The sequence below is a fragment of the Vibrio bivalvicida genome (genome assembly GCF_001399455.2).
GTDB lineage: Bacteria > Pseudomonadota > Gammaproteobacteria > Enterobacterales > Vibrionaceae > Vibrio > Vibrio bivalvicida.
Genome location: NZ_LLEI02000053.1, coordinates 193,980 through 209,747, shown reverse-complemented (window position 1 = coordinate 209,747; position 15,768 = coordinate 193,980). Strand labels below are relative to the sequence as shown.

The following is a 15,768-nucleotide window of genomic DNA, read 5'->3' as shown; positions in this document are numbered from 1 at the left end:
TTTAACTCCCTCTCTGAGATTTATTCGCAGCTAACTCAACCACCCACGGGCGATGACTCTCTTTACTAATGATTTCGTTGCGCAGACGAATCATAGTGACTGAGCCAAAGAAGAAAGCAAATCCAAATATGTTCAATAGCAACGGCCACAACATATTGCTAGAAATTGAAGGCTTTTCAAACTTAGTGATCGTTGCGCCTTGATGAAGGGTGTTCCACCACTCAACTGAGAAATGAATAATCGGTAGGTTTACCACTCCGACAATTGCCAAGATACCTGCTGCTTTTGCTGCCGTTTTCTGATCGTCGAATGCATGATAAAGAGCAATCACACCTAAGTAGAGGAAAAGAAGAATAAGTTCGGAGGTTAAACGGGCATCCCATACCCACCATGTACCCCACATCGGCTTGCCCCAGATCGCCCCAGTTAAAAGAGCAATAAAGGTGTAAACTGCACCAATGGGAGCCATCGCCGATGCCGCCATATCTGACAAACGGATCTGCCATACGATACCAATGAAGGCTGCAATAGCCATAGACATATAAACGCCCATTGACCAAATCGCAGAAGGGACATGTATGTAGATAATTCTAAAGCTATCACCCTGCTGGTAATCAGAAGGTGCGAAAGCTAATCCCCACACTGTGCCGACGGTTAAACACACCAGCGCCAGTACGGAGAACCAGGGCAAAAGCTTACCACATAACTGGTAGGCTGATTCGGGCTTGGCATAGGGATGGAGCCATTTCCACATCGTCGTTCTCACTCTTACTTCAGTTCGTTTAACTTATTTTGTTAAACAATTATTAGTTTTGTAATTTATATAAAGGGGAAATTTCGTGCTTGATCAAAAACAACTAATTGACACTTACTCTGAGTGCCGCACTAATAGCAAACGGTGTCAGGGTCATTGCCCCCATAAACATCGCGCCTAATATAGCCAATTGTCCGTTATACGCCATTCCAAGCGACGCAGCATCAATGGCAGACGTCGCAAATATCAATATTGGAATGTAAAGCGGTAAAACAAGCAGACTGAGCAGCACGCCCCCTTTCTGCAGCCCAACGGTCAGTGCAACACCGATAGCACCAATAAAACTCAGCGTCGGTGTGCCTATCAGTAGTGTCAATACCACCGCTAACCAAGTGTTGAAGTCTAACGACAACAATATGGACAGCAATGGACTAATCAGAATTAGTGGCAAACCAGTTAACAACCAATGTGCGATGACTTTTGAAATCACCACTATGGGCAATGGAACAGGCATCAACATCATCTGTTCTAACGCGCCATCTTGAAAGTCGTCACGAAGCAAACGTTCAAGAGACAATAAAGCAGAGAGTAGAGCCGCAACCCAAACGATACCAGCCGCAATACGAGCCAGTAGGTTTGGCTCTGGACCAATACTTAGCGGAAACAGTGTAATAACAATAATAAAAAACCACAGAGGATTAAAGATATCTGCTTGGCGGCGAAAAGCGATGAGCAGCTCGCGTCTTATAATACTGTTCATAGTGCCTAGCATGTTCAATTACCTAACTTAATTTTTCTTAGTTTTGGGTTATCTGCGAACATATCTTGGTGCGTAGTCAGCATAACGATACCACCATTTTCCGCATGTTGAAGAAACAGAGATTCAAGCACTTTCACACCCTGTTTATCAATCGCAGTCAAAGGCTCATCTAGTATCCACAATTTGTGATCACTCAACCACAATCGGGCTAATGCCACTCGACGCTGTTGGCCCGCTGACAATTGAGCCACTGGGACATCTTCTCGCCCCGCCAACCCGACCTTGGTGAGAGCATTGAAAATGGTTTGCTTGTCGACTGGCTTGCGTGAATGAATACTTAGATAAAAACGCAAATTTTCGTAGGCCGTTAGTTCGCGCTTAACACCTGTTTGGTGGCCTAGAAAGAGAAGATCTTGATGAAAAGCATCTCGGTTAGACTCAATGTTCTCACCACTCCAATAGATGTCGCCATTGTCGCGGTCGCCTAATCCAGTAATGATACGCAGTAAGGTGGTTTTTCCTGTACCGTTTCGCCCTTCTACTTGAACTAATTCTCCAGACTCTATGGAAAAAGATAGGGATTCAAAGAGAATTCTTTCATCTCTTATTGCTGTCAGTTGAGATACTTCTAACATTTGCGGTCACTAGGTAAACTTTGAGCTAACATCTTACCACAGCCTTTTCATCGCAAAATAGAATTAGACCTATACGAATCACGAAACTAAGTAAGAATCTGTTAATATTCAAACATAAATCGTATTAACTACCACTAAATAGTTACATTCAAATATAAAAAAAGTGCCCTAAGACACTTTTTATTCAGCCGGTCATTTCGCGCTTCGTTTTTTGGTCGCAAACTTTTGCCGCTGGGGGCGAGTTTCAAGGGGCGGGACTTTCTCTTTACCCGATATTTTGTTCTGCAACGACATCATCAGCTCAGCTTCCGCTTTTGGTAACTCACACTCCTCTATGAGCTCATTAACGTCAGCTCCTAGCTGAACCATTTTACTTGCTCGCGAGTATAAACGACCATCACTGTCTGCTTGTTCTAGTTCTGTGATACGCTCATTTAAATGCTGGATAATATCTTGCTGCTCGCTGACCTTTTGTCCGAGTCCAACAACAACCGAGCGAACTTCTAGAAGCTGTTTGCTCGCTTTTTGCAGCTCTTTGTCTAGATGACGATTTTGTTGGCGTAAGTGCTCGGCAGAACGAACTTGGCCACGTTTAAGTCGAAATAACGCTAAGCAGATAAACAGAAAAATTAACGCTATTGCCCCAGCAACAACTGGAGCACTGGTCATCCAACTCATGTCCATTATAGGTGAGCCATCTCATCCCACTCGTCATCAGTCAGCAGCTTGTTAAGATCAACCAAGATAAGTAGCTTGCCATCACGGTTGCTAACACCTTGGATAAACTTAGCACTTTCATCTGTACCAACACTTGGTGTTGTATCGATCTCTGATGAGCGTAGGTAAACAACTTCAGCAACGCTATCCACTAGGATACCGATAACTTGGTGCTCAGATTCAATCACAATAATGCGCGTATTGTCTGTGATTTCACCTTCCATCAAACCAAAACGAGAGCGTGTATCAATAACAGTAACCACGTTACCACGCAGGTTTATAATACCGAGAACATAGTCTGGTGCTCCTGGCACTGGCGCAATTTCAGTATAACGAAGTACTTCTCGTACCTGCATTACATTGATGCCATAGGTTTCTTCTTCTAGCTGGAACGTCACCCACTGAAGCACTTCGTCGTTAGACTGCTCTTTTCTTACTTCTACTTCATTTGTTTGAGACATACCTTATCCTCTCTAAGCCTAAATCGGCACAAATGTTCTAATTATCTAATGCTTTAACATCAAGTCCTGCATTAAGCATAGCTATCAATGCTTCAACGTGGATCAAAGCACACATTTTTTCTTTTACCATACCAGCAAGCCAAGGGCGTTTTCCTGCCGTTTCTCGCCAGCGGACCATTTCTGGATTTAAAGCTTCAGTACCCATTAGCTGTGTTGATGCTAGGCCCCACATGCTTGCACCTAGCATCACTATATATTGGTACTGCTCTTTGTAACTGTCGTCTTGTAGCTTCTCAGCCATCACCCATTTTGCAGTGTCTACAACATCTAATTGCGCTTCACGGCTGGTCTGTAACCCTAAGTACCAATCTGGACGGCCAATTAAATGGTTTAGCTCGGCTATTCTATGAATACCGCCTAGCTCATCAAGCGGGACTGCAAAAGTCACGCTATTGACATCAAAATAGAGCACTTGAAAGTCAACATCTCGTTGCGTTGAGTGCCAAACACCAATCTCACTGCCACCAGCCTGTGTTTCAAGGTCCTGCTCAGTTTCAATACTGGCATCGACTGCTACGTCTGGCTCAGATATCACTGGTTCAGCGACAACTTCATCAAGGTCGGGCACATCAACCTTAGGTTCTGGCTCTTCAACCAAAATTTCGGGTTCTTCAACAACCCACTCTTGAATCTCTTCTTCTTCAACGGCAATTTCTGTCTGAACTTGAGCAATATCAGCTGTGTTTTTCTCCATCACCTCTTCAAGTTCTAGCTCAGCAACTGGGTTGGTGTTTTCTAACTGCTCTAACAGACGTTCAACATCTTCTAGGTTAGGGACCTCAACCTCTTCAGTTGGAAGTTGGTAATAGCTTTTTTCTTCTACTGATTGAACCATCGGGTCTAGGTTAGACTCTTCATCAAGTTCAGTACCAGCGGCAGGGACTACAGACAACTCTGGCGTTTGTTCCTGCGTGCTTTCACTTACCTCTACGTCGAGAGACTCTTCTAATAAAGCAGAAAAGTAGTCATCTAATGCTTGTTCACTTGAAAGCGAAGAGTGGTTAGTCATCAATCGCTAACCTCTCTAAATAAATCAACAGTTGCTTATAAGCAAACACCCCCCTACTGCCCGATGCAAAATGGGACACAGGTAAATGCTTTAAGCTAGCATCCCTAAATTTAGTATCAATTGGTACGGCTGACGACCATACCTGACTTGGATAATCTTTCTTAAGCTGTTGCAAAGTCTGCAATGACGCTCGTGTTCGTTTATCGTACATGGTTGGCACAATCGTGACATTGAATGATTTATTGCGCGACTTTTGCATAATTGCCAAAGTGCGAATCATTCGTTCTAGGCCTTTCATTGCCAAGAACTCTGTCTGTACGGGGATAAGGATTCTGTCACTTGCTGCCAAGGCGTTAACCATCATCACACCAAGAATTGGCGGACAATCGATCAGCACGTAATCATAGCGCTCCTTGATAGCGAGGAGCGCGCGCTTGAGGATAAGACCCATACCGCTACGATTACCCATAACACGATCCAACGTCGCCAGAGACATATGAGCCGGAATCAAATCTATACCTTCAATATCAGACTGCATCACAAGTGGCATAACCGTTTGTTCGGTATACTCTTTTAACTGAAACAAATCGAATAAGCTAACAGGCACACTGTCCGAGTCATAGCCTAGGTAAGTAGTTAGCGAAGCATGTGGATCCGTGTCAACCAGTAAAACGCGCTTACCTTGCTTGCTAAGTAAGCCAGCTAGCGTAATGGTTGTTGTGGTTTTACCGACCCCGCCTTTTTGGTTTGCTATGCTCCAAACAATCATCTATAACCTCTATGCTAGACCGACTTCGACTAACATACGTTCAGCAATTCTCTCTAGCGGCAAATCTTCTGTGGATATACCCGCTTTTGCAACCGCTTGCGGCATGCCATAAACAACGCAGCTCTCTTCATCTTGAGCCCATATGGTTGAGCCTGCACCTTTCAACATACGCGCACCTTCACGACCATCTGCTCCCATTCCCGTCAACACCATAGATAAGACTGAGTCGGAATAGATTTTTGCTGCGCTTCCAAAAGTAACATCAACACATGGCTTGTAGTTCATGCGCTCTCCACCATCAATGATGCGCAGCTTGGCAGAACCTGGTCGACCTTCGATCATCATCTGCTTTCCACCAGGTGCCAAATAAGCGACCCCTGGCTTCAGCGCATCACCGTCAGCCGCTTCTTTTACTTGGATCTTACACAGAGAATTCAAACGGCTAGCGAATGCTGCGGTAAAGGTTGCTGGCATATGTTGAATCAGCACAATTGGGTGTGGATAATTGACTGGCAACTTGGTCAGGATTTTTTGTAATGCAACTGGCCCGCCAGTTGACGTACCAATTGCGGTTAGCTGATACTTTTTACCACTCGCTTTAAAACGCGTCGCTACAGGCGGTTTCGAGGCAGGTGATGTTGGGGAAGGGCGGAGCGATGAACGCGCAGTAGCAGTCTGAGAAGCTGGCTTGGCTGTCGTCGTGGGCTTTGGCATGCTGCGGCGCATCATTGCACGTTTTGACGCGATTTGAATCACGCGCTGCTGCAGCAAAGTGACGGCTTCATCGCGATTACGAGCGATATCTTCAAATTTCTTGGGCAAAAAGTCTAACGCTCCGGCATCAAGCGCATCGAGCGTTGCTTTCGCTCCATCATGGGTCAATGACGAAAACATCAAAATTGGCACTGGGCTTTTTGCCATGATTTCGCGAACCGCGGTAATACCGTCCATGACAGGCATTTCGATATCCATGGTTATGACATCAGGCTTGATTCGCAACGCTTTATCTACTGCTTCTTTACCGTTAGTCGCGACATCAATCACCTCTAAACGTGCATCAGAGTTAATGATTTCACTTACGCGACGACGGAAAAAACTCGAATCATCTACAACTAATACTTTGATCGCCATATTTGTCCTTCTATATTTCGCGATTTAGATTCGAGAAGCAGCAGCATACTGCTTAAGCAAATCTGGCACATCTAAGATAAGTGCAATGTGACCATCACTTGTAATGGTCGCACCAGCCATACCCGGTGTACCTTGTAGTAAGTTATCTAGCGGCTTAATCACCACCTCTTCCTGACCGATAAGTGTATCCACTACAAAACCAACACGCTGGCTACCAATTTGCACAATCACTACATGACCGTGACCTTTACGCAACTCAACTTGACCTGCTTGAGGTGCCAACCAGTTCTGTAGATAGAAAAGTGGAATCGATTTTTCACGCACAATAATGGTTAACTGACCATCAACCACGTTAGTGCGACTCAGATCTAAATGGAAAATCTCGTTTACGCTTGCCAACGGAAGCGCAAATGGGTGATTGGCAACACCAACCATCAGCGTCGGTAAGATAGCAAGTGTTAATGGTACCTTGATGGTAATCTTGGTGCCTTTGCCCATTTCAGAATCAATATCAATTGAACCGTTTAGGGTATTGATCGCTGTTTTTACAACGTCCATACCAACACCACGACCTGAAATGTCAGAGATTTGTTCTTTACTTGAAAAGCCTGGCATAAAGATAAGATTGAAACATTCTTTATCAGTCAATCGTGACGCGGCATCTTCATCCATGATACCGCGTTTAACTGCGATACCACGTAATTTGTCTGGGTCCATGCCGCCACCATCATCGACGATAGCGAGTTCAATATGGTCACCTTCTTGAGATGCAGACAGAATCACTTTACCTGTTTTAGACTTACCGGCGGCAACACGATCTGCAGGCATTTCAACACCGTGGTCAACCGAGTTACGCACCAAGTGAATCAATGGGTCAGCTAGTGCTTCAACTAGGTTTTTATCTAGATCTGTGTCTTCACCACGCATCTCTAGGTTAATATCTTTCTTCAGGCTACGCGCAAGGTCTCGTACCACGCGAGGGAAACGACCAAATACTTTTTTGATTGGCTGCATACGCGTTTTCATTACCGCGCCCTGCAGATCGGCAGTGACCACATCTAAGTTCGCAACCGCCTTCTCCATTTCTTCGTCGTCGCTATTTAATCCTAAGCTAAGTAGTCTATTGCGCACCAATACCAACTCGCCCACCATGTTCATGATGGTGTCGAGAGTAGATGTATCAACACGTACTGTAGCTTCAGCCTGAGGTTTCTTAGCCTGCGCTGCCGGTACAGCGGCTTCTTTCTTCGCTGGCGGTTTAGGTGCTTCTTTTGGTGCTGCTTGAGCTACAGGAGCCGGCTTAGATTCAGGCTTAGGTGTTGGTGCTGGCTGAGGAGCTGGATTTGCCGCTACAGGTTTAGTCGCAGCATCAAGCTCTTCAATCGAAGGACCTTTGCCCGAACCGTGAAGATCATCGAGTAGTTTCTCGAACTCGGCATCGGTCATCAAGTCGCTGTCTCCAGCCCCCGCTGCAGGAGAAGGTGGAGGTGGGGGTGGCGCTGCTGCTGGCGTCTCCGGAGCGACTGGTGCCGCCTCGCCTTTACCAGGACCCTGTCCCGAACCATGCAACTCATCGAGCAGCTTCTCAAATTCGTCATCGGTAATATCACCACTCAAGTCTGCGCTCGGTGCAGCAGGAGGTGGCGTGGATGGTGGAGGCGTTGCTTCACCTGCCGCAGAACCAGGCGCGCTGCCTGAACCATGCAACTCATCAAGCAACTTCTCAAATTCATCTTGTGTGATTTCATCAATAGAACCAGATGAAACCTCAGTTTGAGGAGCTTCAACTTGAACAGGCTCTTCGATAACAGGCTCTGCAACTACTGCCTCTTCAACAACAGCAGGAGCATCTGCTACAACTTCATCTTCAGACTCAGGCTTACATAATCGATGTAGCTCGTCGAGCAGAGACTGCTCTGCTGGAGGCAGAGGTTCACGATCTTGAACGGCTTGAAATTGTTCATTAACCGTATCTAAGGCTTGAAGCATGGTATCCATCAGGCCTGCGGTAACGGAGCGCTGTCCATTTCGCAAAATATCGAACACGTTTTCTGCACCGTGACAGGTATCAACGAGTTCTGTTAACGCTAGGAACCCCGCCCCACCTTTTACCGTATGAAACCCACGGAAAATGGCATTGAGGAGATCTTTGTCTTCAGGATTGTTTTCCAGCTCGACCAACTGCTCAGAGAGAAGTTCTAGTATCTCCCCTGCTTCGACTAAAAAGTCCTGTAGGATGTCTTCGTCTAAATCGTAGCTCATATGTTACCTCTAAAACCCAAGACTTGAGAGTAAGTCGTCGACTTCGTCTTGTGATGAAACGGCATCATCCCTTTCTTGAGGGTTAAGGATCGGACCTTCAGGATCCGTAGATGCTTTGTTCTTGTTATTCGTGCTTTCTTCCAGCTGACTCGAACCAAACGCCGTAAGTATTTCGACTAACCTACCTTCGACCTCATCGACTAAGGTAATCACACGGCGAATAATCTGACCTGTCAGATCTTGAAAGTCTTGAGCCATTAGAATCTCGGTTAATTGCCCTCGAAGTTCAGAACTGTCTCCTTCCACTTCACCGAGCAAATCGTCAATACGATGACAGAGCGCCTTAAACTCAGCTAGCTCAATTCGACCATGCATAAGTTCATTCCATTGAGGGCGAACTTGTAGCAGTCCTTCATGGAGGTTGTCCGCTATTGGCATACAGCGGTCAACTGCATCCATTGTTTTATTTGCAGCTACCTCTGTTTTGTCAATGACGTATTGGAGGCGATCCCTTGCATCTGGGATTTCGTCATTGGCAATCTCACTCATACGGTCATCCACGCTGAAATGTTTGATTGACTCATGTAAATCACGAGTCAACTCCCCAATTTCTTGAAACATTGGATTTGAGTTGTTTTGGTAGATATCTTTGACAAGAAGATCCGCTTCTTGCTGCTGACCTGCTTCCAACATCTCTACGAGTTGCTTTGCCTGTTCTAATGAAATCATTCTGAATTGGCCTTTAGCGCCTTAAGTCAATACCTTGACTTATAAACGTTCAAATATTTTATCTAGTTTTTCTTTTAGTGTTGCAGCGGTGAATGGTTTAACGATGTACCCATTAACACCGGCTTGCGCAGCTTCGATGATCTGCTCACGTTTAGCTTCTGCAGTAATCATCAACACCGGCAAGTGCTTCAACTCTTCGTCCGCTCGAATATGCTTTAGAAGGTCAATACCTTGCATACCTGGCATATTCCAGTCTGTCACGACGAAGTCGAACTCCCCTTTCTTCAGCATAGGTAACGCCGTTAAGCCATCATCCGCTTCTTGAGTATTGTTAAACCCAAGATCGCGCAGTAGGTTCTTAACAATACGACGCATCGTTGAAAAATCATCAACAATAAGGATTTTCATGTTTTTATTCAAAATTGCCTCCACTGAGTTCGAGATCAGTGATGTTTACTCATTATTTGTCCATGCACTTAACTTTGTGCGTAGACGCTGCATTGATTGGCTTAGTATTTGGCTAACGCGTGACTCGCTAACACCAATCACCTCACCGATTTCTTTTAAGTTTAACTCTTCATCATAATAAAGCGAAAGTACTAGGGCTTCACGTTCTGGAAGCGATTTAATTGAATCTACTAGCGCTTTTCGGAAAAACTCGTCTGCCACACCCTGAAATGGAAGATTATCTTCATCGGCATCTTCGGGAGAAATTGAATCTTCTGACACTCCGAGATCTTCGATTCCAATCAAACGCGAACAGTTTATATCCGTTAAAATAGTATGGTATTGGTCAAGGCTTATTCCTAGCTGCTGTGCAACTTCTGCATCAGTAGGATCTCTATTCAGTAAACCTTCTAGAGTGGAGATCGCCTGACTAACCTCACGATTATGCTTATGCACTGACCGAGGAACCCAATCCCCACGACGTATATCGTCAAGCATAGCACCTCGGATACGAATGCCAGCATATGTTTCAAAACTAGCGCCTTTACTGCCATCGTAGTTTTTTTGCGCTTCGAGCAAACCGATCATGCCCGCCTGAATAAGATCTTCCACTTGTACACTAGGCGGTAGGCGCCCTAGTAAATGATGAGCAATGCGCTTCACCAGCACCGAGTATTTCTCTAGAAATGCTCGTTGGCTGTTTTGATTCGCATACTGTTCATAAGTCAAAGCCTTATTCACCAAATGGTTCCTCTAGCATCTCAGGTCTATTTAGTAAGCGTTCTACAAAAAACTCAAGATGTCCACTCGGTGTTTTAGGAATTGGCCATGTCAGCGCTTTATTTGCCAATGAACCAATTGCTAGTGCCGCCGGAGATCTTGGGAACGCGTCAACAACAATCTTTTGTTTCTTAACAGATTGTCTAACTTTATCATCCAACGGAATACATGCTACGAGCTCTAGGCTCACATTCAAGAATCGCTCTGTGACCAAGGTCAACTTTGCGAACAATTCTCTGCCTTCTCGATAGCTTCTGACCATATTTGCAACGATTTTAAAACGTTGCACCTGATGTTCTTTGCTCAGCAACTTAATTAAAGCATATGCATCAGTGATTGACGTAGGTTCATCACAAACCACAATAACAACATCTTGCGCAGCTCGAGAGAAACTCACAACCATATCGGAAATACCCGCTGCCGTATCAATCAGCAATACGTCCATTTCGTCTTCTAAGCTACCAAAGGCTCGAATTAGACCAATATGTTGAGCGTGAGATAGCTCAGTCATTGATTGAGTACCAGATGTCGCTGGAATGATCTTAATACCGTGCGGACCTTCTACAATCGCATCTTTAAGTTCACATTCACCCGCAAGCACATGGCCTAGGTTGCGCTTTGGCCGAATACCGAGCATTACATCGACATTGGCCAACCCAAGGTCAGCATCTAATACCATGACTTTTTTGCCTTGGCGCGCCATTGAGATTGCCATGCCCAACGTTACGTTTGATTTACCAACACCGCCTTTACCACCCGTTACCGAAATAACCTTGGTCAATGATGGCTGTGTTAAGCGGCGTAATCCGCTTGCTTGGTCTTGTATCATATTTTTAGTCATAATCGTCCGCCGCCTAGAACCTCTCCGCTTCACTATTCCAGTAGTGAGGTTCATCTTCTGTCGACTTCTCTAATAATTCGTTTGCTTTTGCGACCATATATTTAGGTTGCGCTATCACAATATCTTCCGGAACTCGTTGTCCATTCGCTATGTAGGCAACGGGTAAAGAGTTCTGTACAACTACGCTGACAAACTCACCTAAACTCAGTGATTCATCTAGTTTAGTCATAATACAACCAGACAACGGAATACGTTTGAAATGGTCAATGGTCTCTTGCAGTACCTTTCGTTGCGCCGTTGCAGGCAAAACTAAGTAGCTGTGGATCATTTCTCCGCTTTCATGCATAAGCGTATCTAATTGCTCAGACAGCCTTACATCACGCTGCCCCATACCTGCGGTATCAACTAGAATTAGGCGACGATTTCGTAATTGATATATTACATCGGCTAACTCATTGGAATCTTTAGCGACTTTTACAGGACAACCCATAATTCTTCCATAAATCGCTAATTGCTCATGCGCACCAATACGATAAGTATCTGTTGAAACCAGTGCCACATTATCTGAGCCGTACTCCATTGCGGCGCGTGCCGCCAGTTTTGCAACAGTGGTGGTTTTACCCACACCAGTAGGCCCGAGCAAAGCAACCACACCACCTCGTTTTAAGATATCTTGTCGAGAAATAGGGATCTGATCTGACACCAATCCGAGTAATGCTTTCCATGCCTTAGTCGGAGGTGTGTCTTCCGGTATATAGCAAGCAAGCTGATCAGCAAGGTCAGATGAAACACCCATGCGCTCAAGACGTTTGATTAACATGGCTCGCAGAGGCTCTCGACGCTCTACCTCTTGCCACATCAGGCCCGAAACTTGATGTTCTAGAAGCTGACGTATTGACGTCATCTCTTCTTTCATCTCTTCCAAGTCTTCACTTGAGACCGGAGGCTCTTCACGACGCTGTCTTTCATAACGCGTTGGATCTAATTTGGCGGCTGGCTTATCTACCCGGCGATCTTCAGCAATTAAACGCGCAAGTGGCGAATCTTCTTTGAGCTGTACATTATCTCGAGACGGATCACGTGACGCTGACTGCCTTTTTAGCAACGCTGAAAGTGAGTCTTGGTTATCGCTGCCCTCTTGCTCGACAGCATCGGCACCATTTGTGCTGTATTGCTTAAGCATAGTGGCAAAACGCTTAGTCATAGAGCGACCAGAATCGGCTTGAGTTTGCAAACTGACTCGATCATCGTCCAATGTACGTTGGTTTGGAGTAGGAATACTTGCAGGGGCCTGGCGAGTATTGTTATGGCGAGGACTTGAGTTATAGCCGTTACTTTGGCGCTTAACTCCTTCAGCACCATCGACAGCCGCAACGATCTCTACACCACCCGCGACTTTTTTATTTGACATGATCACCGCGTCATCACCTAACTCCCCTTTAACTTGGAGTAAGGCGCTGCGCATGTCTTTGGCAAAAAATCGTTTAATCTTCAAATTAAGTACCGTATCTCAACGCATCCATTCTAGTTTCCAACCGCTTGAACAATGCGAATTTGTTTCTCGTCAGGGACCTCTTGATAAGAGAGAACTCTTAATGAAGGAATCGTATTTTTGACAAACTTAGCTAGCGTAGAACGTAGTACACCAGAGGTTAGAAGTACCGCTGGTTCACCTTTAAGCTCTTGCTCTTGTGTCGCTTGGCTTAATGATGATTGTAGTCGTTCTGCTAAGCCTGGCTCAATTCCCGCCGATTCCCCGCCTGAAGCCTGCATTGTTTGATGCAATATTTGTTCCAGCTCAGGAATAAGAGTAATGACTGGCAGCTCAGGCTCTATCCCATTGATTTCCTGGACAATTAATCGTTTTAACGAGATGCGCACTGCAGCCGTAAGAATGTCAGCTTCTTGACTCTTACTTGAGTATTCGGACAAGGTTTGAACAATAGATCTAATATCTCGGATTGGTACCGCTTCATTAAGCAGGTTTTGCAACACTTTCACTACCACGCCCAATTGAAGCTGATCCGGTACAAAACTTTCTACTAGCTTAGGCGTGCTTCGACCCAACATTTCGAGTAGGTTCTGAACTTCTTCATGGCCAATAAGCTGAGAAGCATTGTTAGTCAGTAGTTGGCTAAGGTGAGTCGCCAACACCGTTGAAGAGTCAACCACTGTATAGCCAAGTGCTTGAGCATGCTCACGTTGCTCTTCTCGAATCCAAGCGGCTTCGAGGCCAAAAGCAGGATCGATGGTCGGCTCGCCTTCAATCATTCCATAAACCTGACCTGGGTTAATCGCCAACTCCATATCTGGTCGAATTTCTGCCTCACCAACTGCGACACCCATCAAGGTAATACGATAACTGTTGGGCGTAAGCTCTAGATTGTCTCGAATGTGTACAGCAGGGATTAAAAAGCCGAAGTCTTGGGAAAGCTTCTTACGCACCCCTTTAACGCGTTCTAATAACTCACCACCTTGGTCTTTATCCACCAATGGAATTAATCGATATCCCACCTCTAGTCCAATAATATCAACAGGCTGAACGTCATCCCAAGATAGTTCTTTCGGCGTTGTTGTCTCTTGCTCTGTCGTCGCTTGAGTGCTTGGCTCTTCCGCCGCTTTCTTCTGCTTGCGGAAGATCCAGTAAGCACCACCACCCGCAATAAGCGCAAGTAGTAAAAAAGCAAAGTGCGGCATGCCAGGTACTAGCCCCATCACACCGAGTATGCCCGCGGTAATCATGAGTGCTTTCGGGTTGTCAAACATTTGAAAGGCAACCTGTTGACCCATATCTTCATCAGTGTTTTGGCGTGTAACCATGATCGCCGCGCCAATGGAAAGGAGTAGCGATGGGATTTGTGCGACCAAACCATCACCAATGGTCAACAGAGTATAGATTTGCAGTGCTTCCTTGAAGCCAAGGTCATACTGGATCATACCGATAGAAAGACCGCCGATAATGTTGATAAACAAAATCAAGATACCGGCAATGGCATCTCCTTTTACAAATTTCGAAGCACCATCCATAGAACCGTAGAAATCTGCTTCTTTAGTAACTTCTTGACGCCTTGTTCTTGCTTGGTCTTGATCAATGAGTCCAGCATTTAAATCGGCATCGATAGCCATCTGCTTACCCGGTAACGCATCCAAGGTGAAACGTGCACTCACTTCCGAAATACGTCCTGCACCTTTGGTTACAACCATAAAGTTAATGATCATCAAGATAAGGAAAACAACCAGACCAACAGCATAGTTGCCACCGATAACCACACTACCAAAGGCTTCAATCACCTTACCTGCCGCACTTGACCCTTCATGACCATAGAGAAGAACAACACGTGTTGATGCGACGTTTAACGCCAAACGCAGAAGCGTCGAGATAAGTAACACCGTGGGGAAAGCAGCAAAATCAAGTGGTCGACGCGTATATACCGTCACCAGTAAGACAACCATCGCTAACGCGATATTGAAGGTGAAGAACAAATCGAGCAAAAATGCTGGAATTGGCAGAATAACCATTGCCAATGTCGACAATACCATAACTGGCGCGCCAACAGCGGGCATCGCACGTTGAGGGATTGGAGGCAATTTGTCCGTAAACGGCAGAGAAAACTTCATAGTTGAGTAGCTACAATAGTCTGAAAAAGAAGAACTTGGACTAGCTATGCAATATCTAGTCCAGCAACTCTGTCAAATTAATGGCTGCGCAATAACTCAGCGCAAGGGGAGTTTGTGTTCAGCAAACATATGACCAACACAAGTTGGCCAAACTCAGTCGCTACGGTTGAATATTAAAAGCAACTTCGCCCGTTAACTTCTCTAAAGAATACTCTATGCATGTGAGCCCAGAGGTCGGGAACATTGGCGGGGCAAGATCAGGCACAAACTCAGCTGTTAGATATCCGACAAGAGGTAAATGCGACACCAGTAAAATACGCTCATAGCGATGTACATCAATAAGGGCCGATACATAGTCTGCCACTTGCTCCGAGTCGCCATATGGCGTGATCTCATCACAAATTTCCACTTGGTCGGAACTGAAACACTCCGAGATCTCTTGCCAAGTCTGTTGGGCTCTAATGTATGGACTTACAAGCACTTTATCAAACTGTGAGAAACCTCTTTTAACACAGGCACGGGCGACAGCAACAGAAGCACTTCTACCGTTGTTTGTTAGCTCTCTCTGGGCATCGGATTGAGCAAAGTGCTCGGCTTCCCCATGGCGCATGATGAAAATTTTCATGGCATTTTCCTAATACTATCCGCTTTATTTCTGGCGCGGTTTTATTTTTGTCGTGCTGGTTTAAACACAGCTTCATTGTTATCAAGTGTTGAGCTATTTCGGCCCCAACATCAGCGTGGACCTATAAACAATTATATCAACTCTCTAACTAAAGACCCCGACTTTCTTAA

At 45.4% G+C, this 15,768-nt stretch carries 16 protein-coding genes; all 16 read right to left on the bottom strand.

Features of this window, described 5'->3' with window-relative positions:
- Window position 1: 1 nt before the first annotated feature.
- The 16 genes from APB76_RS17580 to sixA all read right to left on the bottom strand — a co-directional run bounded on the left by APB76_RS17580 (window position 2) and on the right by sixA (window position 15,598).
- Entirely contained in the window at window positions 2–754 is a 753-nt protein-coding gene (locus tag APB76_RS17580) for a heme ABC transporter permease (protein ID WP_049846719.1), read from the bottom strand.
- Window positions 755–857: 103 nt separating this feature from the next.
- Window positions 858–1,526, bottom strand: coding sequence for a heme exporter protein CcmB (ccmB, locus tag APB76_RS17575; protein WP_049846718.1), 669 nt, complete (start codon window positions 1,524–1,526; stop codon window positions 858–860).
- Window positions 1,527–1,528: 2 nt separating this feature from the next.
- Window positions 1,529–2,149, bottom strand: a complete 621-nt coding sequence (gene ccmA / locus APB76_RS17570; RefSeq protein WP_049846717.1) for a cytochrome c biogenesis heme-transporting ATPase CcmA — start codon at window positions 2,147–2,149, stop codon at window positions 1,529–1,531.
- Between the two features lie 192 nt (window positions 2,150–2,341).
- Entirely contained in the window at window positions 2,342–2,833 is a 492-nt protein-coding gene (locus APB76_RS17565) for a DUF2802 domain-containing protein (protein ID WP_049846716.1), read from the bottom strand.
- Entirely contained in the window at window positions 2,833–3,327 is a 495-nt protein-coding gene (locus APB76_RS17560; protein ID WP_049846715.1) for a chemotaxis protein CheW, read from the bottom strand. Before APB76_RS17560 ends, APB76_RS17565 begins: the two co-directional genes overlap by 1 nt.
- A 37-nt stretch (window positions 3,328–3,364) precedes the next feature.
- Window positions 3,365–4,396, bottom strand: a complete 1,032-nt coding sequence (locus APB76_RS17555; RefSeq protein WP_054961336.1) for a chemotaxis protein CheW — start codon at window positions 4,394–4,396, stop codon at window positions 3,365–3,367.
- Entirely contained in the window at window positions 4,389–5,165 is a 777-nt protein-coding gene (locus tag APB76_RS17550; RefSeq protein WP_049846713.1) for a ParA family protein, read from the bottom strand. The genes APB76_RS17555 and APB76_RS17550 overlap by 8 nt, the downstream gene beginning before the upstream one ends.
- 9 nt (window positions 5,166–5,174) lie before the next feature.
- Entirely contained in the window at window positions 5,175–6,296 is a 1,122-nt protein-coding gene (locus tag APB76_RS17545; RefSeq protein ID WP_049846712.1) for a protein-glutamate methylesterase/protein-glutamine glutaminase, read from the bottom strand.
- A gap of 24 nt (window positions 6,297–6,320) precedes the next feature.
- Window positions 6,321–8,558, bottom strand: coding sequence for a chemotaxis protein CheA (locus tag APB76_RS17540; protein WP_049846711.1), 2,238 nt, complete (start codon window positions 8,556–8,558; stop codon window positions 6,321–6,323).
- A 9-nt stretch (window positions 8,559–8,567) separates the two neighbouring features.
- Complete coding sequence (locus APB76_RS17535; RefSeq protein WP_049846710.1) at window positions 8,568–9,287, bottom strand: protein phosphatase CheZ; 720 nt, start codon at window positions 9,285–9,287, stop codon at window positions 8,568–8,570.
- 39 nt (window positions 9,288–9,326) lie between these two features.
- Window positions 9,327–9,695, bottom strand: coding sequence for a chemotaxis response regulator CheY (gene cheY, locus APB76_RS17530; RefSeq protein WP_019277848.1), 369 nt, complete (start codon window positions 9,693–9,695; stop codon window positions 9,327–9,329).
- Window positions 9,696–9,740: 45 nt separating this feature from the next.
- Window positions 9,741–10,475, bottom strand: a complete 735-nt coding sequence (locus APB76_RS17525; RefSeq protein ID WP_049846709.1) for an RNA polymerase sigma factor FliA — start codon at window positions 10,473–10,475, stop codon at window positions 9,741–9,743.
- Window positions 10,468–11,355 carry a MinD/ParA family protein gene (locus tag APB76_RS17520; protein WP_049846708.1) on the bottom strand — a complete coding sequence of 296 codons (888 nt, stop codon included), beginning with the start codon at window positions 11,353–11,355 and terminating at the stop codon, window positions 10,468–10,470. The genes APB76_RS17525 and APB76_RS17520 overlap by 8 nt, the downstream gene beginning before the upstream one ends.
- Window positions 11,356–11,368: 13 nt before the next feature.
- Complete coding sequence (gene flhF / locus APB76_RS17515; RefSeq protein ID WP_054961335.1) at window positions 11,369–12,850, bottom strand: flagellar biosynthesis protein FlhF; 1,482 nt, start codon at window positions 12,848–12,850, stop codon at window positions 11,369–11,371.
- A 29-nt stretch (window positions 12,851–12,879) separates the two neighbouring features.
- Window positions 12,880–14,973 carry a flagellar biosynthesis protein FlhA gene (gene flhA, locus APB76_RS17510; RefSeq protein ID WP_049846706.1) on the bottom strand — a complete coding sequence of 698 codons (2,094 nt, stop codon included), beginning with the start codon at window positions 14,971–14,973 and terminating at the stop codon, window positions 12,880–12,882.
- Between the two features lie 160 nt (window positions 14,974–15,133).
- A complete protein-coding gene (sixA, locus tag APB76_RS17505) occupies window positions 15,134–15,598 on the bottom strand; it encodes a phosphohistidine phosphatase SixA (RefSeq protein ID WP_054961334.1) in 465 nt (154 codons plus the stop codon).
- Between the last annotated feature and the right edge of the window lie 170 nt (window positions 15,599–15,768).